Consider the following 20,428-nt stretch of genomic DNA (forward strand, 5'->3'; position numbering starts at 1 on the left):
GCTTGACGTGGTGGTTCATCGAGCGTCCTCGTTGAGGATGTCTAATCCTGAAATTACTCTGCAGCGTCCGCGAGAAACTTGTTAGGCGACGGCTTGTGGAAGTCCTCGGGGAATCCACGAACCGCACTCATGACCGGAAACGGCGTCAGGCCACCCATCGCGCAGAGGGAGCCGTCGGCCATGGTCACGCAAAGATCTTCGAGCAGCGCCAAATTCTTCGTGCGATCGATGTCGTCGATGATCTTGTCGATCACCTCGACTCCGCGCGTCGAACCAATGCGGCAGGGCGTGCACTTGCCGCAACTTTCGATCGTGCAGAATTCCATCGCGAAGCGCGCCTGCTTGGCCATGTCGACAGTATCGTCGAAGACGACAAGGCCGCCGTGACCGACCATCGCGTCGACCTTGGCGAATTCCTCGTAGTCCATCGGGACGTCGAACTTGGATTGCGGGATGTAGGCGCCGAGCGGGCCGCCGACCTGGACGGCACGAACCGGACGGCCAGTCGCCGTGCCGCCGCCCCAGTCTTCGATCAGCTGACGCGTCGTAACGCCGAAAGCCTTCTCGACGAGACCGCCCTGCTTGATGTTGCCTGCGATCTGGAACGCCAGCGTGCCGCGCGAGCGTCCGACGCCATAATCGCGATAGAACTCGCCGCCCTTGTCGATGATGATCGGTACGGCCGCGAAGCTCATCACGTTGTTGATGATCGTCGGCTTGCCGAACAGGCCTTCGATGGCCGGAATCGGCGGCTTGTAACGAACGATGCCGCGCTTGCCCTCGAGGCTTTCGAGCATGGAGGTTTCTTCGCCGCAGATGTAGGCGCCTGCACCCATACGTACGAAAAGATCGAAGGAATGTTTAGTTCCCTGAATATTGTCGCCGAGCCAGTTGGCGCGACGCGCAATCTCGATTGCTTCGCGCAGGACGTGCACCGAGTGCGGATATTCGGAACGGACGTAGATGTATCCCTTCTGCGCGCCGCCCGCGATGGCCGCGATCGTCATGCCTTCGATCAGGCAGAATGGATCGCCTTCCATCAGCATGCGGTCGGCGAAGGTGCCGCTGTCGCCTTCGTCGGCGTTGCAGGCGACGTACTTTTCGCCGGGCGGCAGATCGTGGACAGTCTTCCATTTGATGCCGGTCGGGAAGCCGGCGCCGCCGCGGCCGCGAAGGCCGGACGTCGTCACTTCCGTTACGATGTCGATCGGCATCATCTGGAGGGCTTTCGCCAAGCCGACGAAACCGCCGTGGCTCCGATAGTCCTCGATCGAGAGAGGATCGGTGATGCCGCAGCGCGCGAACGTCAACCGCTCCTGGTTTTTGAAATATGGAATTTCTTCCGTGAGGCCGTGGCCCAACGCATGGGCCTTGCCTTCGAGAAAGCCTGCATCGAACAGGCTCGCAACGTCGCCTGCCGCGACGGGGCCATAGGCGACGCGACCGTTCGCAGTCGTCACCTCAACGAGCGGCTCGAGATAGAGCATGCCGCGCGAACCGTTGCGGACGATCTCGACTTCGAGTTTCCGCTTCTTCGCTTCGGACGCGATTGCGGCTGCAACTTCATCGGCGCCGACAGAAAGGGCCGCAGCGTCGCGTGGGATAAAGATCTTGATCATTCCGCGGCTTCCTTCTCGAGTCCGCCGATGATCTCATCGAAACGTTTAGGATCGACTTTGCCGTAAAGTTTTTCGCCGATCATGATGGCAGGCGAGAGCGCGCAGTTGCCGAGGCAGAAGACCTGCTCGATGGTGACCATTCCGTCAGCGGTCGTGCCACCGAGTGACGTGCCCAATGATTTCTCAGCGTGCTGACACAACGCGTCAGTGCCCATCGACTGACAGGCTTCAGCGCGGCAGATCTTAACGACGTGCTTGCCGACCGGATGGCGTTTGAATTCATGGTAGAACGTCAGCACGCCGTAAATTTCGGCACGCGAGCGGTTCAATGCCTTGGCGATGACCGGCAAGGTCGCATCGGGCACGTAGCCGAGCTGGTGCTGCAAGTCGTGGAAGATCTCAAGAAGCTCGTCAGGCTTGTTTCCGTGGCGTGCGCATGACGCCAGCGCCGCGACCTCAGCAGGGGTCGGGGCCGGGAATTGTTCCACCCGTGAGCCGTTCGTTTGCTTTACGGCTTTCTTCGCCATGTGTGGCGTTTCCTCAGTGTTTGTTGGCGGTTGCCGTGACGCAAAACGCCACTTTGCCGCATGACGTTAAGTGTGGCATCCGGTACCGGGATTCAAATCGATATGGTCGATCTCATCATAGATATCGCCGATGAGGCAATGCAAAAACTGAGGTGAAGCTCACAGTTTGAGGCAAAGATGGCCGACTAACCATTTATTTCTCTTCAAGAAATAATGTTTACTGAAAATTTAGCGGCGGCGGCCTGAAAAGCGCGCACCAGGGGTGCGACAGGATCGCGGTCCTGAGTCACAAGGCCGACGCTGTGGGCGACCTTCGGTTCAACGAGGGGAATGGCTTTTAATCCAGAGTTGTTGCCGAGCAAATCCAAAAGATAGTGCGGCATCACGCTGGCGAGCTGCATCAGCCTGACATTCGAATAAAGATTGATCACCGAGTTGGTTTCAAGCGCGGGTGACGGGCGGCATCCGGCATCGTGAAAAGCCCGGTCGATGATTCGCCGGTTCTGCATGTTCGAAGTCAGCAGCCCCAGCGGCAGTTCGGCGGCTTCGCGCCACGCCACGGTCTCGCGATCGGCGAAGGTGTGGCCATCTGGGATGAAAAGACAGTAGTGTTCGGTATAGAGAGGCGTCGCGATGAGGCCGTTGATCGGCTCGTTGTCGAGATAGGTGATGCCGGCGTCGATCGAATAATCCTCCAGCCCGCGGAGGATTTCTTCCGAACTCATCGACATGATCGTGAAGTTTATCTGCGGGTGCAGGCGTTGAATGTCGCGCGTGAGGTAAGGGAGCATCGGCAGCGCGGACGGTATTGCTCCGAGTGTCAGCCGCCCGGTCAGCCCAAAATCGCTGATCGCCAGGTGGGCCAGCTCCTGATGCATCGAGGTCCAGTTGTTGAGGATGAGTTGCGCCCATTTGAGGACGCGCGCTCCTTCCTGGGTCAGGCCCTGGTAACGCTGGCCGCGCTCGACGATCGGCACGCCGAGTTCAAGCTCGAGCTGGCGGATACGCCCCGAGAGCGTCGGCTGGGTGACGTTGCAGGCCTGGGCTGCGCGCGTGAAATGTTTTTCGCGGGCGAGGGCGACCAGATATTGAAGCTGGCGGATGTCCATTCGTCTCTCTCTCCCGAGAGAGGGCTAATCATCGACGGTTCGATGATCAAATGCAATCGAGCAGCCCGTTCATGGCTCGACAGGCCCGCGCAGCGGGCAGAAAGCTGAAAGTAAGGTCAAAAGTCGAGGCCGCCCGCATCGAAGACGTGACCCGAGAGCGAGCGTCCCCGGCGCGAGGCGAGGTGGAGCGCCAAAGTGGCCACGTCCGGCTCGTTCGTCAGATAAGCGCCAGTGCGGCTGCCATCATAGAAGGCGCGCGGGCCGACGCCGTTGATGCGGATGCCTTTACCCGCCCATTCGCGCGCTTCGTTCGCGATCATCGCGGCCAGCGCCGTCCGGGCAAAACCGGCGACAGCGGCCGAGCGGCGATCTTGCGGCTCAGGCATCTTCAAGACGTTCAGGACCATGCCCTCGCTCAGCACGAGGTTCATGCGGTTGGCGACGACGCGCGTCAGCTGTGCGAGTGGCGCGAGCTTCGCCGAGACGAGGGATTCGAGATCGCCTTCGCCACGAATCGCCTGGATCTCGGCGGAGGAGATTGTCGCCATGTTGATTGCAACATCGAGGCCGCCATAAGCCTGGGCCGATGTCTGCGCGAATTTCGCGGCGCAATCGGCCGTCGATATGTCGAGGGTGTGGAGGCGAATTTCGCTGGCGCTCTGCGAGAGCAGGGCGGCGAGTTCGACCAACTCGGGCGAAAGGTCGGTCGTATGGACAACGAGCCGGGCCTTCAGATCTGCGAAGGCACGTGCAACGTCAACGCCGGCGACGCCAGTCAGGCCCGTGATCAGGATGCGCGCGCGCTCGAGCTCACTCGAGACTTCACTTTCGACGCTGGCACCTACTCGATCCATATACATGCGCTCTTCCCCTCCAGACATACGCTAAACCAACAAACGCGAGAGGCGCCGTCGGTCGGATGATAGCACGCCGATTCGCCTAACGAGATCTAAACAGCGCGCCGATTCGGGTTTGTGGGAGACGGGTCAAGGGCGCTTTTGCGGCTATGCACCGCTGCCGGCGATATGTTCGAAGGATAGAATCATGTGACCGGCGCGCCCCGCCGGGAGTATGATTTGCTTGGTTGTGGCGATGCCGCGCGAAAAGGTGGTGATAGCGGCCGCCGGTACATTGCTTCCCTTCATCTGTCTGCGAAGGTTGAAGCAAGACGAATCGAAGGCAGCCTGGAACACCATGACAAAGCAGGACAATTCAAAGCCGCAAGCAAATGTCGATCAACTCGACACGGCTGCGCCTTCGCAGGCTCTCTCTCAGGGGGCCGGACAAGTTCCTGGGCAGGGCACCGGGCCGGCCCCGATCCGAGGTCCAATGGTTGCCCCCACGAATGGACCCGTGAATGGATCGGCGAGTGACGCCAGCGGGCCATCAACGGGTCAGGCGACGTTGCAGGCGACGGGGCAGGATGCAGACGCTCCTCGCGAGCCGCGATCGCGCGATGGGCTTATCGTTGCATCAATTCTGATCGTGTCGGCGGCGATTACGATGATGTGCTTTTCGCAGCTCGGCCTTTCGATGCCGATCTCGATTGCCGCTGGCGCCGTTGCGCTGTCGCTGTTGATGCTCATTCATAAGCAGGTTCAGAAATCGGCGCAGATTGCGCTGCTCAGGGCGGAGCTTGCACGAGCCGAGTTTACGCAGGCGCGCCATGACGTGAAGCCGAATGGCGCGAAGCAGAAGATCCCGCAGGCGCGTCCGGCGCCAGCGGTGGCGGCGCCCGGTCCGTCGCTTTCGTCGGCTCCGAATGCAGCTCCGTATGCGCCGGCAGCTACAAGTGCTCCGGTAGCTTCGAGCACACCGGAATCGCGCATTCGCGAACTTAGCCGCGATATCGGCAATTTGGTTCCGCGCTCTGAGCAGGCTGCTCCGGCGCAGCCAGCCGGCGCGCCCCAGCCGCATCACGCTGCAGCCGGTCTCTCGAGTGGCCGGCCGCTCGCATCCGTTGACGCCGACAGGGCAGGCCGCTCGGCGCCGCACGCGACGATGCAGCCCGCTGGCGAACCTCTTCCCGCAAAACCCGCTGCGGAGCCAAAGGGCCGTCCGGTGTTTTCGGCACCGGCGAGCGAAAGGCCGGTTCCTGAAACCGGCCGCGAGCGCTGGTCGTTCCGGCGGCGCGTCGATGTTCAGCCACCGCAGCCACCGGTGAAAGGGCTCACACCGCCGCCGAGCTGGTCAGCTACGGCGAATGCGATGCCGAAGGGCGGCGTGGCGATGACGATCGAAGGCGATCTCGAACTGGTGCAGCGGAAGATCAAGGAACTCGCTGATGAGGTGAACGCCGCCGAGGCTCTGCGCGCGCCGAAGTCTTCGCGTGCGAATGAGCTGCCGAGGCCGAGCGCCAGCGCACTCGAAGATTCCATCGGTGCGCTGAGGGCCGTTGCAACCAGCATGCGCCAACGGCCGTCGGGCTTTGGCGATTACCTTCCGACACTGGATGCGACCACACCGGCACCGAAGCCCGTTTCGTCACCGGCTTCGATGACGGGCCCGTCGATGATGAAACCGGCGCCTGCGCCTGCATCTGTTTCGCCGCCGGCGGAGCCCGTACAGTCCCAGGGTCTTGGAGAACTCGTCATTCCGGCGACTGCAGAGCGTATTGCGGGTTTCGAGCCGGAAGATTCCGTCGACGACGCTACGTTCCGCGAAGAAGAAGCTGACGCGGAATTGGGCCGCCATGAGCCATATCTAAGCGGGCTGAGCCTTGCTGAGATGGAGCGCGCAAATCCGGGCAGCATTCAGCGTGAAGCCTCGCCGCTTCCAGAGCTGACGCTGCCGGACCTGCCTATCCTGGAATACAGTACTGAGCCGGCGCCTGCTCCGGAATTGCCGCCGCGTGTCGCCTCGATCGTTCGCGCGATCGAAGACGACGCGATCGACGTGACGCTCGGGCCGATCGTGACAATCGCGGAGCATTCCGTCAGCCATTATGAAATGACGGCCAACTTGCGTTCGGCCTCCGGCGAAGCGCATGACGTAAGCGAACACGATTTCACGCTGGTCGGCGGCGATCTCGATACGCGCTTCGATATCTCGCGTCTCAATCGCGCCGCGGCTCTCGCGTCGCGAATGGACGCGCGCGACAAGGGCGGTTCGCTGCTGACGAGCTTCCTCGGCTCGTCGGTCACGAGCAGGGCGTTCCTCGAATCCTTCGCTCACGCCTACGAAGTCCGGCCGAGAATTTCCGCACAGCTCGTGTTGACGTTCTCGCAACGCGCGGTCGACGAATTTACCCCGTCCGCATGGCAGGCGCTGCGCGACATGCATTCGTTCGGCTTCCGCCTCGCGCTCGATGAGGTGACGCACATGGGGACGGACTTTGCCGCGCTCCAGCAAGCGGGCTTCCGCTTCGTCAGGTTCGGCGCACAACCGCTGCTCGAGGGGATGACCTCGCGCGACCGCTTCGTGCCGGCGGATGAAATCCTGCAGCGGGTAACGCTGGCGGGCCTATCGGTCATAGCGAGCGGTATCACGGATGCCGCGATGCAGAAGCGCTTGCTCGATGCGGGTATTCTGCTCGGCCAGGGTCCGCTCTTCGGTGCGCCCCGCCAGGTCAACCTCGATGGGAGCCGTCCAGCTAAGCACTCGGCGGCGGCGTAACCAGCCGGAACATGCCGACTGTGACGACGGAGCCGGATGACAGTCCGGCTCCTGCTCGTTTATAGGCCGCAATTCGAGGTCGCATATCGCATTTCGCATAACGGGCCTCGGGCAAGGTCCGCATGTCTGCCATTCCGCTGTTCTCTTCCATCGTTCCGCTCGCTGCCTCGTCGGACCTCTGGTTCGTCGACATCTGGGGCGTGCTGCACAATGGCGTTCGGCCATTTGCATCCACCGTTGCGGCTTGCGAGGCTTTCCGGAAGCAGGGCGGCACTGCGCTTCTCGTCACCAACTCGCCCCGTCCGCACGACAGCGTGACCCGGCAGCTCGACAGTATCGGTGTGGCACGCGCCGCTTACGATGGCATCGTGAGTTCGGGCGACGTCTCGCGCAGCCTCATCGAAGCGTGGGCCGGGCGGCCAATCCTGCACATCGGACCGTCGCGCGATCTGCCGATCTTCGCCGGACTTGGCGCAATGCCTGGGGCGTCTGCGGACGATGCGGATGTCGCCGTCTGCACGGGGCTCTACGACGACGAAACCGAGACGCCGGAAAATTATTCGGAGCAGCTTCAGCAGCTCAAGGCGCGCAACGTGCCGATGGTCTGCGCCAATCCCGACTTGAAGGTCGAGCGCGGCGGCCGGATCATTTATTGCGCCGGTGCAATCGCGAGCGCCTACGCGGCGCTGGGCGGCGACGTGAGCTATGCCGGAAAGCCCTATCAGCCGATTTACGAGCTGGCGCTGCGTACGGGGTCCGATCTGCGCGGAGTTCCCGTTCCTAAAGACCGCGTGCTCGCGATCGGTGACGGCGTCGCGACAGATATCGCTGGAGCGGCGGGGTTCGGCATTCGTTCGGTCTTCATCGCGAGCGGCGTCCACGTCGGCTCCGACGAGGTCCTCACGGGAGCGGCCGGGCGGCTTTTCCCAGCGGGTGGACCGCGGCCGGTCGCTCTCATGCAAAGTTTGGTTTGGTAGGCCGATCGCTCGATTTGCCGATCAGGCGACTGTCAGCACGATCTTGCCGATGTGCGCGCTGCTCTCCATTCGCGCGTGCGCTTCGCTCGCGCGCGCCATGGGATAGGTGCTGTCGATCGGTATCTTGATCTTGCCGGAGACGATGAGCGGCAGAGCGTGCTCCTCGATGCTGCGGGCAATTTCGCCTTTCACCTCGGGGGTGCGAATGCGCAGCGTCGATCCGGTGAGGGTCAGCCGTTTCAGCATCACGCGAATGAAATCGACCGTTGCGGTCGATCCTTTCTGGAAGGCGATGTTGACGAGGCGGCCATCGTCTCCGAGCGAGCGAATGTTCTTCTCGATGTAATCGCCGCCGACCATGTCGAGGATGACGTCGACACCCTTGCCGGCGGTCTCGCCCTTGATCACCTGCGCGAAATCCTGCGTCCGGTAATTGATGGCGACGTCGGCGCCAAGGGCGCGGGCAGCTTCGCACTTTTCATCCGAGCCGACGGTCGTGAAGACGGTTGCTCCGAACGCCTTTGCGAGCTGGATTGCGGTGACGCCGATGCCGCTCGTGCCGCCGTGGACCAGGAATTTCTCGCGCGCCTTCAGGTGCCCGCGGTCGAACACGTTGTACCAGACAGTGAAGAACGTTTCGGGGATCGCTGCCGCTTCGGTGAATGAGATCGCGTCCGGCTTTTTGATGCAGCACAGCTCGGAAACGGCGACGAATTCGGCATATCCGCCACCTGGAACGAGAGCCATAACCGGGTCGACAACGGCGAATTGACCAGCCGCCTCGCCAAGAGCTGCAATGACGCCTGAGACTTCGAGCCCAGGAAGTTCGGAATGACCTTTGGGCGGGGGATAATTTCCCTGCCTCTGGAGCACGTCCGGCCGGTTCACTCCGGCGGCTGCAACCTTGATCAGGACTTCGCCCGCTTTCGGCTGCGGCACCGGCATTTCGGTCAACTGAAGCACGTCGGGGCCGCCCGATCCCGCGATCACAACGGCCTTCATCGATGTCGGGAGACTCATCTCGCTCGCTTTCTCATTGAAGATGGCCGAGAGGAATGCACTGGGAAGCTAAGCGGGGCAAGCGGGCGCGTGCTGTGGCGACCAACTCTCGACGCCCCTTCGCGTCTCAAATAGACTGAGCGCCAAAAGAAAAGTTGGAGGATCAGTCATGGACCTCGATGATCTGATGCCGCGAAAGAAGCCGAGCGGCGCGGCTATCGGAGACAATCTCGAAACGCTGTCGGTCGCCGAGCTCGAAAAGCGGATCGCGGATCTCAATGCGGAGATCGTGCGCGTGAACGTGGAGCTCGATCGCAAGCGCCAGCACGAAGCCGCCGCGCGCGCGCTATTCAAATCGTGAAGCGGTTCTGAAGCATCTATTTGAAATGCGCTTTGCGCTGTCCGATTTTGGGATCGGATCAATTTGGCGCAATGTTTCGATTTGCTAACGCTGGAACAGTGAGCGGACGGTTTCACTTAACTGAACTTTAAGCATATCCGGCCATTTTGAGCCTCGATCCAGGCCATCTGGATAAAAGCGGTCCCTCTGCCGCTTGTTGACGCCTCACTGTTGACTTTCGAGCCGCTCGTTTGGGCGGCTCTTTTTTTGCATTGTCCACAGGAGGTTCGCCGGAAGTGGGGATACATGCCCCGTTTTGGGCATTCTTCTTAACTATGGTGCACTAATGTCAGTTCGTGGTAGCAGTTGCGGACGGGTAAGCGTTTGTATCGTTGAGGGTCATGAGTAACGTATATCGCGTGGACGGCGTGCCTGCGGGCGGCGCCACAACGGTCTCGTTCGGTGAGCGGTTTCAGTCCTCCGAGCAGTTTGACCACATCTTCAAGGAAGGCATGGCGCTCGTCGAGCGCACGGCGAGCTACCTTGATGGACCGGGCCGGAAAGAGGCCAAGGATCTCGTAGGCGGCGTGGGCGTGCTCTATGCCACCGAAAGCATGAGGCTCACAACTCGGCTGCTCGACCTTGCTTCGTGGCTCCTGATCCGTCGCGCTCTGCGCGAGGGTGAGATCTCCGACGAAGAGGCTCAGAAGAAGCGCCGCCGCGTGAAGCTACAGGCTTTCGGCCGGCCGTCGCACGTCAAGGGCTATACCGAGCTTCCGCAAGGTTTGCAGAGCCTGATCGAGGAAAGCTTCCAGCTTCACGATCGCATCTCGCAGCTCGATCGCGTGTTGGCGAAGCCTTCCGCTGCCGAGACGCCGCAAGCGGCCGTCAATCCTGTTGCGCAGCAGGTGGGCATGCTCGAGCGCGCGTTTTCAGTCAAATTCAGCTGAATTCAAATTCAGTTCGGACGCAAAAGGCCCGGTCTCGCGACCGGGCCTTTGCTTTTCCAGAGAGTGCGTTCGACGCCTTTGGCGATCAGAACATGCCCTCGAACTTCTTCTTGAAGCGCGACAGGCGGCCGCCACGGTCCATCAACTTCGCATCGCCGCCGGTCCAGGCCGGATGCGTGTTCGGGTCGATGTCGAGGGTCAGCTTGTCGCCGGCCTTGCCATAGGTCGAATAGGTCGTGAATTCCGTTCCATCGGTCATCACCACCTTGATCTGGTGGTAATCCGGGTGAAGGTCGGCGTCTTTCTTCATGGCCTTGTGTCCGTCTTGAATGCGATTTTCACGGCGAAGCTCTGACGAGCCTCGGCCCCGGTACGTGCAGAGGGGACTGAATTGGCGCGTTCTTTAGCCGAGATAAGCTTGCCGCACAAGGCCGGATAACGGCCTCAAGTCGGGCCTAACCTGAGGAAACCGTAAGCCTTCCGGGCCAAAAAGCGGCCCATTGTCTCTTGAGCCCGGCTGCCCGGTGGGGCATGGTCCGGGCCGGCTTCAGGGTTGAAATATCTTGTTTCCCCAAGCTTTGGACCAAAAAAGGCCGATGAGCAGCGACGTAGCAGATCAGGGCTCCGAACGGGCCCAGCCCGACCAAGAAAACACGCGGCAGTCAAAGCGCTTGGCGCTCAAGCCGCTCTTAACGCTGAAGCCGCTGATTCTCAGTCACAAGGGCGCGCTGTGGGGCGCGATCATCGCCTTGGTCGTCTCGGCGATTGCGATGCTTTCGGTGCCGCTTGCTGTCCGCCGGATGATCGACAACGGCTTCGGCGGCAACGATTCAACGCTGATCAACAACTACTTCCTGACGATCATCGCCATCGGCCTCGTCATCGCGGTCGCGAGCCCGGCCCGCTTCTATTTCGTGAACTGGATCGGCGAACGGGTTGTTGCCGACCTTCGAACCAAGGTCTTCGCGCAGCTCGCAAAGCTCGGCCCCGCCTACTTCGATCTCAATCACTCCGGCGAGATCATGAGCCGGCTGACGGCGGACACCACGCAGATCAAGGCGGTCGCCGGGACGGCGCTCAGTCAGGCGGCACGCAACGCTATCATGCTGGTCGGCGCGCTTGTCATGATGTTCATAACCAGCCCCAATCTGTCGGCGCTGGTGTTTCTCGCCATTCCCATCATCGTGCTTCCGCTTGTCGGATTCGGGCGCGCCGTGCGGCGGTTGTCGCGGGAGGCTCAGGATACGCTCGGCGAGGCTTCGGCATACGCCTCTGAAAACCTCGGCGCCTACCGGACGATGCAAGCGTACGTGAACGAGAAGACGGTTTCCGATCGTTTTGCGCGCGCCGTCGAGCGGACGTTCGCAGCTGCGCGGCGGCGGATGCTTGCCCGCGCGGCACTGACCTTCGTCGCTATCTTGCTGACCGTCGTGAGCGTCACGGGTGTGCTTTGGTATGGCGCGTCCGAGGTCGTCGTCGGCGATATGACCGGCGGCCGGCTCGGGCAATTCGTTCTTTACGCACTTTTTGCAGCCGGCGCGCTGGCCGAGCTTTCGGAAGTATGGGGCGAGATGAGCCAGGCTGCCGGCGCCGCCGAGCGGCTTTCGGAAATGATGGCGACGGTACCAGATATCCGTTCCCCCGAGCATCCGACGCCGTTGCCCGAACCGTCAACCGGCACCATTGCATTCGAGAACGTGACCTTCGCCTATCCCACGCGCCCCGCCGAGAAGGCGCTCGATGGCGTATCGTTTCGCGCGAGTTCCGGCGAGACGCTGGCGCTCGTCGGCGCGTCCGGTGCGGGCAAGTCGACGATCTTCAATTTGCTTCTTCGATTCTACGATCCGAACGAAGGCGTCGTTCGCGTCGACGGGGTGAATGTACGGGACGCCGACGTCGCGGCGCTGCGCCGTCACATCGCGCTTGTGCCGCAAGACGTTGCTCTTTTTGCCGATACGGTCGCGGAGAACATCCGCTACGGGACGCCCGGTGCGACGCTTTCGGAAGTTCGGCGGGCTGCGACGGCGGCCCAGGCGGACGAGTTCATTCGCCGCCTTCCGGACGGTTACAATACAAAGCTCGGCGAACGCGGCACCTCGCTTTCGGGCGGGCAGCGTCAGCGGATCGCCATTGCGCGCGCCATTCTGAAAAACGCCCCCATCCTGCTGCTCGACGAGGCGACGAGCGCGCTCGACGCGGAGAGCGAAGGGGCTGTCCAGCGCGCGCTCGAAGACTTGATGAAGGGCCGGACGAGCATCGTCATCGCGCATCGGCTCGCTACGGTTCAGAAAGCCGATCGCATTCTCGTCATGGAGAAGGGGCGGATCGTCGAAGCCGGGACGCATGTCGAGCTTGTCCGCCGGGGCGGGATTTATGCGCATCTCGCCGAGCTTCAATTCGGGCGCGAAGCCGCCGAGTGAGAAACTCGACGGACGTTCTTTAACGTTCCATTAACTTCCGCATGCTGATCATTGCTCTCATGAGAGCACTGACGGTCATTGTCGTCCTGTTCGGCTGTTTCGCGTACGATATCTCGTACAACAACGCCGAGCTGATCCGTTGGCTCGCGGACGCGGTCGGAGTTTCTTGATCGAATTAGCTTTGGCGCCTTCGGCGAGTCTTGCGCTGGATCCCCGGCCTTCGACGTGGCTGCGCCACGCTCGGCCGAGGATGACGAGAGCACGCGTTCCGCGCGCCGGCCGCCGGTCGCGCTGGGTTATCTGTTCGTCAGCTTCAGCTCGATGCGGCGGTTCTTTTGGAAGGCCTCTTCCGTCAGACCGGGATCGATCGGCGAAAATTCGCCGTAGCCCGCGGCCACGAGGCGATCGGGCGGGACGCCGCGCGATATCAGATATTTGACCACGGACGACGCGCGTGCGGTCGACAATTCCCAGTTAGATGGAAACTGCGATCTCGAGATCGGGCGGACGTCGGTGTGACCGTTGATCTGGAGCGCCCAGTCGATGTCGGGCGGGATTTCCTTTTGAAGCTCCAGGATCGCCGATGCGATCTGGTCCATCGCGGCGTCACCCTCCGGCGTCAGCGTCGCCGATCCGGCCGGGAAGAGAACTTCCGATTCAAACACGAAGCGATCGCCGGCGATGCGGATGTCCTTGCGATCCTTCAGTAGTTCTCTGAGGCGCCCGAAGAAGTCCGAGCGATAGCGCTTCAGTTCCTGCACCTGCTGCGCGAGCGCGGTGTTCAGGCGGGCGCCGAGATCCTTGATGGTCTTGTCGCTCTCGGTCGTCTTCTTCTGCGACGCATCGAGCGCGTCGCTCAGGGCGGCGATCTGGCGGCGCAAGGCGACGAGCTGCTGATTGAGCAGGTCGACCTTCGATAGCGCTTCGGCGGAAATGTTTTTTTGTTTGTCGAGATCGGCACCCAGCGAGACGATCCGGCCTTCCGCCGCTTTGGCGCGGTCGTCGGCGCCGAGACCTGCGCCCGTCAATTTCTCATTCTCGGCTTTCACCGACGAGAGGGAGGCTTGCAGCGCCGAAAGATCGTCCTGGGCCGACTGCGATTTGCCTTTCTCGAGCGAAAGCATCGAGGTCAGCTCGCTGATCTGCTGGGTCAGGCGCTGGAGGGCCGAGTCTTTCCCCGTGGCCTCTTGTGCCGAGAAATATTGGGCAATCATGAAGATCGACATCAGCAGCGTGACGACGAGAAGCAGTGTCGACAGCACGTCGACGTAGGCAGGCCAGAACTCCCCGTATTCACCGCTGCGACGGGACCGTCCGCGTGCCATGCGCCTTTAAACTCCGCGCTTCATGGCGTCAGCAAGGTTGCGCAGCATGGCGGCGACCTCGGCTTGGCTTTGCGCCTGTTCGTCGACCCATTCGCGGACGACTTTCTGCTCCGAGCGCATCTGCGTGACGAGTTGGTTGACGCCGCGCGCGAGGTCCCGGACGTCTTCCTGGGGGGCCACGCCTTTTGCAGGCATACCGGCCTGATCCACGACGCGGTTCGCGAAGTCCTCGAGCGAGCGCTGCATTTCGACAACCGCCGACAGGAGCTGGCGATTGACGTAATCATTCGTATGGGCGCCGGTGCCAGCGGGCGTCAGCTCGGTGATGCCCGACAGCCATTCCTCGAGCTCGTTGTAGAAGCGATTGTGGGCGTGGCTCGCCTGAAGCTCCAGGAAGCCCAGTATGAGAGAACCCGATAGACCCAGCAACGATGACGAGAACGCCGTGCCCATGCCCTTCAGGGGCGCGGAAAGGCCGGCTTTCAGGTCGCTGAAGAGCTGGACGTTGTCGGTCGCTTTGCTGTCGAGCGTGTCGATGGCCGCGCCGACCGACTGGATCGTCTCGAGGAGGCCCCAGAACGTTCCGAGCAGGCCGAGAAAGACGAGCAGGCCGACGAGGTAGCGGCCGGTGTCGCGGGCTTCGTCGAGCCTCGAGCCGATCGAATCCATGAACGAGCGCATCGCGGCGGTCGACAGCGAAAGGGTGCCGGTCCGGTCGCGCAGCATCGTCGCCATCGGTGCGAGCAGCACCGGGCGGGCGCTGATCGAGAGGCCGGGGTCCGAGATTCGGAAGGCGTTAACCCAGCGAATTTCGGGGTAGAGGCGGAAGACCTGGCGGTAGGCGTAAACGATGCCGAGCGCCAAAGTTCCGACAATCAGGCCGTTAAGGCCCGGGTTGTTCAGGAACGAGTGCTTCAATTGGTCGAACAGAATGGCGGCGAGAAAGCCCACCAACGTCAAAAATATCGTCATGCGCAGCAAAAAGACACCGGGTGGTGTCAGCCGCCGTGATACCGGGGCCAGTGCCGAAGCATCGCCCGGGCGGATCTTCGCCATTCGTCCTTGCCTCCGGAACGCCCCTCTGGTCCTGCAGAACCTTAGCGCAAGGCTGTTCCATCGAAAACGGGCAACATCATGCCAAAGTGGCGGCCGCCCCGCGGCTATGCGGCTCGATTCAGGCTTTATTGAAGAGGAATGACCCCAAAGCTTTGTGAATGTGGGGGTTTGCGGCCATGACGTCGCCGGATTCCATCATTTTGTCGCTACCGGTCAAATCGGTGACGAAGGCGCCCGCCTCGCGGGCGATGACGATGCCGGCCGCGACGTCCCACGGCTGAAGATTATGTTCCCAGTAGGCGTCGAACCGCCCGGCCGCGACGAAGGCGAGGTCAAGCGCGGCCGACCCCGTCCGGCGGATGCCTGCGACCTCGTTCATCAGCAGGTCCATTTCTTTCAGGTAGCGCGCTTTGCCTTCGCGGCCGCGGTGCGGAATTCCGGTCGTCACGAGGGCATCGCCGAGGCTCTTGCGGGCCGCGACCCGCAGGCGGCGATCGTTCATGTACGCGCCCTTGCCCTTTTCGGCCGTGAACAGCTCGTCGCTCGCCGGATTGTAAATCACGCCCGCAACGAGCTGACCTTCGCGCTCGAGGCCAATCGAGACTGCGAACAACGGATTCGAATGCAGAAAGTTCGTCGTGCCGTCGAGCGGATCGACGATCCAGCGGTGCGATTTGTCGGCGCCGATGATCTCGCCGCGCTCTTCCATGAGAAAACCGTAGGTGCCGCGCGACTTGGACAGCTCCTTGAAGATGATGTCCTCTGCCTTGTGGTCGGCGGCGGAGACGAAATTGGCCGGTCCCTTGATCGAGACCTGCAATTGCTCCACCTCGCCGAAATCGCGCGTGAGGCTGCGCCCCGCCTTGCGTGCAGCCGAGATCATGACGTTGAGTGTCGGCGATACGTTATTCATTTCGATGATCCGGACGGGCGCAAAAGGGGAGAGCCGGGCTCTAACGGCTCTTCGACCCTGTGGCAAGGCGACTGAAAGGCCGAAGCCCCAGTGAATGGCTACTGGAGTTCGGCCATGCCGGGATCGGCCCGAATACGATCCGCCCAGGCGGACGCTTCGGCTTCTGCTTTCTGGCGGTCGGCCTTGGGCATGTTCGCAATCCGCGCATCGAGTTCTTCGTCTTCGAAACCATGCTTTTTGGCGATGAGCCGCCACTTGGCGGCTTCGACCGGATCTTTCTTTACCTTGATGCCGTCGAAATAAACGTAGGCCAAACGGTTCTGGGCGCCCGCGATACCCTTGTCGGCCGCGGCCTTCATCAGAATTGGGATCTTCGGCTCGTCTTTCGTGAGGCCCATGCCTTGGATCAATCTCACGGCGTAGTCGTACTGCGCCTCGGGGTAGCCCTGCTCGGCGGCTCGGGATAGCCAACGGGCGGCTTCGAGCGCGTCGGCGGCGACGCCCGATCCAGTCTGATAAAGTTCGGAGAGATCGTACTGCGCCTGAGGCAAGCCCTTTTCGGCGGCGTAGCGGATGTGCTGATAGGCGCGAATGGGGTTTTCGGGTTTGCCGTCGCCTTTGAGGAAAAGAAGGCCGAGATTGTAATTGGCTTCGGCGTGGCCGGTCAGCGCCGCTTTTTCGAACAGCTCGGCGGCGGCCTTGCGATCCTTTTTCACGCCGCGGCCTTCGGCGTACGAGATGCCGAGTGCGAACATTCCCTGCATGTCGCCGAGGTCGGACGCGCGCTTGTAATATTCGAAGGCTTTCCTGTCGTCCTTCTGGACGCCGAGACCTTCCGTGTAGATCCGCGCGATCAGCGTGTTGGCCTGCGGTTCGCCCCGCGCGGCTGCATCTTCCGCAAGCTTGAGAGCCGTCAGGTACTGACCCTGATCGAAGGCCGTATAGGCCGCGTCGTCCCCGGTCGCCGGCACGGTCGACGGAATTGTTTTCCGGATTTCGGACGTTCCCTGTTGCGCGGGAGGCGTGCTTTGCGGCGCTTTCTTCGGCGAGGGCGCGAGCTTCGGCACGGGCGTTTCGGTATCGCGCGTGAACCACGAACTGTTGTCCGCCAAGAGCGGAGCAGCCGCACCGAAGGTGGCGAGTACTAATGCTGCGAGCGGTACGACGAACTTCGTCGCGCGTGCTGTCATTTCGCTGGCTCCGGGGTCCTTATCGCCTCGGAAAATTCGCGAATGCGCGCAAGGGCTGCTGCTTCCGTATCCTGTGTTCCGAGGCGGACGGAAACGAAATCGGCGCCAGCCGAGGCGAGACGGTGCGCTGCGTCCGCATCGTCGACATCGAAGGCGACGGAGGGGATTTCGAATACTTCGCTCCACCACGAGATCAGGTCGAGCTGTCGCTCGGCGGCGCGCTCGCGATCTTCGACGTGGGGTGGAACGCCGAATGCAACGTAATCGGCGCCGGCTTCGGCTATTTCCATCGCATCGTGGCGGCTGCGTCCGATATCCACTCCGATGATCGTTCCGGCCGGCGCCGATTGCTTCAACGTTTTGAACTGACGGACGATATCGCGCGACCACGGCAGGTGGATGCCGTCGGCGTTGAGCTTCGTGGCGTCCTCCAGGCTTGAAGGAACGATGGCCGCGATGTTCCTCTTCTGAGCCTCTACAACGAGCTTGCGGGCCAGTGCTTCGTCCACGGACGTTCCATCAGCGGAGCGGATAAGAACGCTCGCGATTGTGGCGGCACCGGACGCCGCGGCGAGCAGGCTCAACGCGTGCGCTGCGGGAGATCCCGCGTCGATCTCGAAGTCAAGGTAGAGGCTGGTGGCGCTCGACAAGCGATAGGCTCCGGTTCAGGCCCGCTCTTCAAAGCCGATTGCGGCGGAAACAAGAAGCGGGCGGCTTTCTACGTGGATGGGCATCGTGGATTGGCAAGTGGTTTGCCAACTTGTTTGGCGCACTGGGTTGCAGTAATCGGCGCTATACTCAAGACGATTCGAGTTTTCTCAGTCACAGACGGGTTTTTTCGCCGGAATCCGAGGGTTTGGCAGTTTACCAGTTTGGGGGAAGGGGCCAATGTTGCCCCATCTCTGAGTTTCGGCGTTTTTCCGCCAACTTGAGGGCTCACGTAGTGTCGGCAACGCTGGCATCGCCGCGCCTCTCGCCTATCGGAGCCACACGGGGAATGATCAAATTTTCTCTTCGCCTTCTGGGCGTCAGCTTGCTGGGGATCGGTTCAATCGGCGTCAATTCGGCTGCAATGGCCGAGCCCCCTGTTCAAATTTCATCAGAGAGCGGAACGACGACCTATTTTCCGCCGTCGAACACGACGACTGGCGCTATTCCCGCTTCGGAGGCTGCGAAAGACGCGGCCGCGGCCGCCGCTACAACACCTGAAACAACTCCTGAAACGCGGGCGCTTCCGGCTTCGACACCAACTCCGACGCCAACTCCGACAACTCCGGCGACCGCTGCGGTAACGCCGCCGACCGAAACGCCTGCGCCTGCTGCGCCGAGCGTATCCGCGCCGTCGCCGTCGGATGTAGCTCCAGCTGCCGCCACTCCCGCTGTCACCACTCCCGCCGCTGTTGAGCCTGCTACTGCGCCAGCCGATACCGCCGTTCAGCCGAAGACCGAACCGATCCCCGCTGTCGCGGCTCCGGTTGCGCCGCCCGTCGACCCCATCGTGGAGGCTGCGCGCGCGAAGCTCGGCGACAAAGCACTCTCCGGCCGGGAAAATGTCGCCGTCGACGTTGCTGCCGCGCGCGACTTCTACAATTCGCGGACCGAACCGCTTTGGGTGAACGACAGCGGTTTCACGCATAAGGCCAAGGCCGTCATTTCGACGCTGCGGACCGCCGACGATTGGGGGCTCGAGCCTTCCGATTTCGTCGTGGCGAACATCGCAAGCGGCGCGAATGCGGAAGCGCTGGGTGCCGCCGACGCGCAGCTCACGCTTGCCGCTCTGAAATATGCTCGCTTCGCGCGCGGGGGCCGTCTCGATCCCGTGGCGCTGAGCAACATTCTCGACATGAAGCCGCCGGTGAAGGACGCGAAGACCGTCATCAGCGAACTGGCGAGTGTTGCGGAACCTGACGCTTATCTGCGCGGATTGAATCCGAAGCACGTCGGCTTCGAGCGCCTGCGCCAGGCGCTTTTGAAAGCGCGCGGTCCGAAGCAGGAAGAAGAAGCTGTCGATCCGGCGCTCCTGATCAAGCTGCCGCAAGGCAAGCAGCTGAAACCCGGTGCGGAAGACGATCAGATTTCGCTTCTGCGCCAGCGCTTGAAGATGCCTGCTGCAAATCCGGCGGACGAGCGCGTCTATGACGACGAACTTGCCGATGCCGTGCGCGGCATTCAGCGGGACAACGGTCTCAAGGCCAACGGCATTTTGAGCAACCGCGTGCGCTCGGCTTTGAACCAGGCGGGCGAGCCGAAGCGAGCCGATCCCAAGCAGAGCGTCGACCGGCTCATCGCCAATATGGAACGTTGGCGCTGGCTGCCGGTGGATCTCGGGCCGCTCTACGTGATGAACAACATTCCCGAGTTCACGAGCGAAATCTGGAAGCGCGACCAGCTCGAACTCAAACAGAAGATGATCGTCGGGCAGACTTCCTGGCCGACGCCTGTGCTCGCTGCGAACATGCAGTTCGTGATTTTCAAGCCGAGCTGGGGCATGCCTGACGGCATCAAATCCAAGGAGCTTCTGCCGCGCCTCAGAAGCGCGTCGGGTTCCGGCACCGGCATCGGCTTCTTCGATCAGCTGTTCGGCGGCGGGGGGGGAAGCGGCGGCGCGCGCGTGCTCGAAGCCTACAAGCTGCAGGTCTACTACAACGGCCGGCCGGTGGATCCGGACTCGGTCAATTGGAGCACTGCCGATATCCGCCAGTACAGCTTCACGCAGCCACCTGGCGCAGACAATCCGCTTGGCCTCGTGAAATTCCGGTTCCCGAACCGGCACGATGTTTACATGCACGATACGCCCGAGCGCGGCCTGTTCGCTCAAACCAATCGTGCCTTGAGCCATGGCTGCATGCGCGTCGAGGAGCCACGGCGCACGGCTGAGGTTCTTCTTGCCGAAGACAAGGGTTATTCGCCTGAAAAAGTTGCTCAACTCTGGGACAGCGGCGCGAGCGTTACACTCTCAAAGGAAGTGCCGGTCTATCTCGTCTACTTCACGGCTCGCGTCGATGACGATGGACGTCTCTTGAACTACGCAGACCTCTACGGTCATGACGGGCGGATCATGTCGGCGCTGCGCGGGCGTCCGGTTCGCTATACGGCACCCGAGGCCTTCGATCCGTCTGAAACGAGCGCACGCGGCGGCGTGCCGACGGCTTCCAACGATCCGGGCGGCGCAACCGTCGCTGGTGATGCGGGTTCTGACAGCATGATGGACGCTCCGCCGCCTTCGAAGAAGAACCAGAACACGAAGAAGAGCGCGTCTGCGAAGCAGCAGAAGCCGCAAGGCAAGACTACGGGCGGCACCATTCAGGATGCGCTTTCGAACATCTTCCTGAACTGAGCGGGCTCAGACCGAGACAAAAAAAAGAGCGGATCAAACGATCCGCTCTTT

General features: G+C 61.9%; 17 protein-coding genes. 6 read left to right on the forward strand and 11 right to left on the reverse strand.

Annotated features, from left to right (window positions below; genetic code table 11):
* Nucleotides 1-53: 53 nt before the first annotated feature.
* The 4 genes from AC1DK3_RS12720 to AC1DK3_RS12735 form a co-directional block, all read right to left on the reverse strand.
* Entirely contained in the window at nucleotides 54-1,619 is a 1,566-nt protein-coding gene (locus AC1DK3_RS12720; protein ID WP_477192549.1) for a formate dehydrogenase beta subunit, read from the reverse strand.
* Nucleotides 1,616-2,146 (reverse strand): NAD(P)H-dependent oxidoreductase subunit E, encoded by a 531-nt coding sequence (locus AC1DK3_RS12725; RefSeq protein WP_477192550.1) that lies wholly within the window; start codon nucleotides 2,144-2,146, stop codon nucleotides 1,616-1,618. The genes AC1DK3_RS12720 and AC1DK3_RS12725 overlap by 4 nt, the downstream gene beginning before the upstream one ends.
* Before the next feature lie 203 nt (nucleotides 2,147-2,349).
* Nucleotides 2,350-3,255, reverse strand: a complete 906-nt coding sequence (locus AC1DK3_RS12730; protein WP_477192551.1) for a LysR family transcriptional regulator — start codon at nucleotides 3,253-3,255, stop codon at nucleotides 2,350-2,352.
* Nucleotides 3,256-3,371: 116 nt separating this feature from the next.
* Nucleotides 3,372-4,115, reverse strand: a complete 744-nt coding sequence (locus AC1DK3_RS12735; protein WP_477192552.1) for an SDR family NAD(P)-dependent oxidoreductase — start codon at nucleotides 4,113-4,115, stop codon at nucleotides 3,372-3,374.
* A gap of 469 nt (nucleotides 4,116-4,584) precedes the next feature.
* On the opposite strand from AC1DK3_RS12735, the gene AC1DK3_RS12740 reads away from it, so the two are divergent.
* Nucleotides 4,585-6,870 (forward strand): EAL domain-containing protein, encoded by a 2,286-nt coding sequence (locus tag AC1DK3_RS12740; RefSeq protein ID WP_477192553.1) that lies wholly within the window; start codon nucleotides 4,585-4,587, stop codon nucleotides 6,868-6,870.
* Nucleotides 6,871-6,992: 122 nt separating this feature from the next.
* Nucleotides 6,993-7,847, forward strand: a complete 855-nt coding sequence (locus tag AC1DK3_RS12745; protein WP_477192554.1) for a TIGR01459 family HAD-type hydrolase — start codon at nucleotides 6,993-6,995, stop codon at nucleotides 7,845-7,847.
* A 21-nt stretch (nucleotides 7,848-7,868) separates the two neighbouring features.
* Here the strand turns inward: AC1DK3_RS12745 and AC1DK3_RS12750 are convergent, their stop codons facing one another.
* Nucleotides 7,869-8,867 carry an NAD(P)H-quinone oxidoreductase gene (locus AC1DK3_RS12750; protein WP_477192555.1) on the reverse strand — a complete coding sequence of 333 codons (999 nt, stop codon included), beginning with the start codon at nucleotides 8,865-8,867 and terminating at the stop codon, nucleotides 7,869-7,871.
* A 148-nt stretch (nucleotides 8,868-9,015) separates the two neighbouring features.
* Here AC1DK3_RS12750 and AC1DK3_RS12755 point away from each other — a divergent pair, with 148 nt between their 5' ends.
* Nucleotides 9,016-9,207 carry a DUF1192 domain-containing protein gene (locus AC1DK3_RS12755; RefSeq protein WP_477192556.1) on the forward strand — a complete coding sequence of 64 codons (192 nt, stop codon included), beginning with the start codon at nucleotides 9,016-9,018 and terminating at the stop codon, nucleotides 9,205-9,207.
* Between the two features lie 380 nt (nucleotides 9,208-9,587).
* Nucleotides 9,588-10,136, forward strand: a complete 549-nt coding sequence (gene rcdA / locus AC1DK3_RS12760) for a protease adaptor protein RcdA (protein ID WP_477192557.1) — start codon at nucleotides 9,588-9,590, stop codon at nucleotides 10,134-10,136.
* Nucleotides 10,137-10,221: 85 nt separating this feature from the next.
* On the opposite strand, the gene rpmE is transcribed toward rcdA, so the two are convergent.
* Complete coding sequence (gene rpmE, locus AC1DK3_RS12765; protein ID WP_339082762.1) at nucleotides 10,222-10,446, reverse strand: 50S ribosomal protein L31; 225 nt, start codon at nucleotides 10,444-10,446, stop codon at nucleotides 10,222-10,224.
* 286 nt (nucleotides 10,447-10,732) lie between these two features.
* Here rpmE and AC1DK3_RS12770 point away from each other — a divergent pair, with 286 nt between their 5' ends.
* The gene (locus AC1DK3_RS12770) at nucleotides 10,733-12,556 is read left to right on the forward strand and encodes an ABC transporter transmembrane domain-containing protein (RefSeq protein WP_477192558.1); all 1,824 of its coding nucleotides are present in this window, start codon (nucleotides 10,733-10,735) and stop codon (nucleotides 12,554-12,556) included.
* Nucleotides 12,557-12,852: 296 nt separating this feature from the next.
* Here AC1DK3_RS12770 and AC1DK3_RS12775 read toward each other — a convergent pair whose 3' ends face one another.
* The 5 genes from AC1DK3_RS12775 to AC1DK3_RS12795 form a co-directional block, all read right to left on the reverse strand.
* Nucleotides 12,853-13,881 (reverse strand): peptidoglycan -binding protein, encoded by a 1,029-nt coding sequence (locus AC1DK3_RS12775; RefSeq protein WP_477192559.1) that lies wholly within the window; start codon nucleotides 13,879-13,881, stop codon nucleotides 12,853-12,855.
* A 6-nt stretch (nucleotides 13,882-13,887) separates the two neighbouring features.
* Nucleotides 13,888-14,937 (reverse strand): flagellar motor protein MotA, encoded by a 1,050-nt coding sequence (locus tag AC1DK3_RS12780; protein WP_477192560.1) that lies wholly within the window; start codon nucleotides 14,935-14,937, stop codon nucleotides 13,888-13,890.
* A 118-nt stretch (nucleotides 14,938-15,055) separates the two neighbouring features.
* On the reverse strand, nucleotides 15,056-15,850 hold the full coding sequence (locus AC1DK3_RS12785; RefSeq protein WP_477192561.1) for an inositol monophosphatase family protein: 795 nt from the start codon (nucleotides 15,848-15,850) through the stop codon (nucleotides 15,056-15,058).
* Nucleotides 15,851-15,948: 98 nt separating this feature from the next.
* On the reverse strand, nucleotides 15,949-17,040 hold the full coding sequence (locus AC1DK3_RS12790; protein ID WP_477192562.1) for an SEL1-like repeat protein: 1,092 nt from the start codon (nucleotides 17,038-17,040) through the stop codon (nucleotides 15,949-15,951).
* Nucleotides 17,037-17,690 (reverse strand): thiamine phosphate synthase, encoded by a 654-nt coding sequence (locus tag AC1DK3_RS12795; protein ID WP_477192563.1) that lies wholly within the window; start codon nucleotides 17,688-17,690, stop codon nucleotides 17,037-17,039. The genes AC1DK3_RS12790 and AC1DK3_RS12795 overlap by 4 nt, the downstream gene beginning before the upstream one ends.
* Before the next feature lie 347 nt (nucleotides 17,691-18,037).
* Between AC1DK3_RS12795 and AC1DK3_RS12800 the strand changes: the two genes are divergently transcribed.
* On the forward strand, nucleotides 18,038-20,377 hold the full coding sequence (locus AC1DK3_RS12800) for a L,D-transpeptidase family protein (protein ID WP_477192564.1): 2,340 nt from the start codon (nucleotides 18,038-18,040) through the stop codon (nucleotides 20,375-20,377).
* Nucleotides 20,378-20,428 lie beyond the last annotated feature (51 nt).

The organism is Hyphomicrobium sp. 01T421, assembly GCF_056398805.1.

Excerpts from the sequence above, each read along its gene's own strand:
- AC1DK3_RS12720 (WP_477192549.1), bottom strand. The coding sequence starts at position 1,619 with ATGATCAAGATCTTTATCCCACGCGACGCTGCGGCCCTTTCTGTCGGC.
- AC1DK3_RS12725 (WP_477192550.1), bottom strand. The coding sequence starts at position 2,146 with ATGGCGAAGAAAGCCGTAAAGCAAACGAACGGCTCACGGGTGGAACAA.
- AC1DK3_RS12730 (WP_477192551.1), bottom strand. The coding sequence starts at position 3,255 with ATGGACATCCGCCAGCTTCAATATCTGGTCGCCCTCGCCCGCGAAAAA.
- AC1DK3_RS12735 (WP_477192552.1), bottom strand. The coding sequence starts at position 4,115 with ATGTATATGGATCGAGTAGGTGCCAGCGTCGAAAGTGAAGTCTCGAGT.
- AC1DK3_RS12740 (WP_477192553.1), top strand. The coding sequence starts at position 4,585 with ATGGTTGCCCCCACGAATGGACCCGTGAATGGATCGGCGAGTGACGCC.
- AC1DK3_RS12745 (WP_477192554.1), top strand. The coding sequence starts at position 6,993 with ATGTCTGCCATTCCGCTGTTCTCTTCCATCGTTCCGCTCGCTGCCTCG.
- AC1DK3_RS12750 (WP_477192555.1), bottom strand. The coding sequence starts at position 8,867 with ATGAGTCTCCCGACATCGATGAAGGCCGTTGTGATCGCGGGATCGGGC.
- AC1DK3_RS12755 (WP_477192556.1), top strand. The coding sequence starts at position 9,016 with ATGGACCTCGATGATCTGATGCCGCGAAAGAAGCCGAGCGGCGCGGCT.
- rcdA (WP_477192557.1), top strand. The coding sequence starts at position 9,588 with ATGAGTAACGTATATCGCGTGGACGGCGTGCCTGCGGGCGGCGCCACA.
- rpmE (WP_339082762.1), bottom strand. The coding sequence starts at position 10,446 with ATGAAGAAAGACGCCGACCTTCACCCGGATTACCACCAGATCAAGGTG.
- AC1DK3_RS12770 (WP_477192558.1), top strand. The coding sequence starts at position 10,733 with ATGAGCAGCGACGTAGCAGATCAGGGCTCCGAACGGGCCCAGCCCGAC.
- AC1DK3_RS12775 (WP_477192559.1), bottom strand. The coding sequence starts at position 13,881 with ATGGCACGCGGACGGTCCCGTCGCAGCGGTGAATACGGGGAGTTCTGG.
- AC1DK3_RS12780 (WP_477192560.1), bottom strand. The coding sequence starts at position 14,937 with ATGGCGAAGATCCGCCCGGGCGATGCTTCGGCACTGGCCCCGGTATCA.
- AC1DK3_RS12785 (WP_477192561.1), bottom strand. The coding sequence starts at position 15,850 with ATGAATAACGTATCGCCGACACTCAACGTCATGATCTCGGCTGCACGC.
- AC1DK3_RS12790 (WP_477192562.1), bottom strand. The coding sequence starts at position 17,040 with ATGACAGCACGCGCGACGAAGTTCGTCGTACCGCTCGCAGCATTAGTA.
- AC1DK3_RS12800 (WP_477192564.1), top strand. The coding sequence starts at position 18,038 with ATGATCAAATTTTCTCTTCGCCTTCTGGGCGTCAGCTTGCTGGGGATC.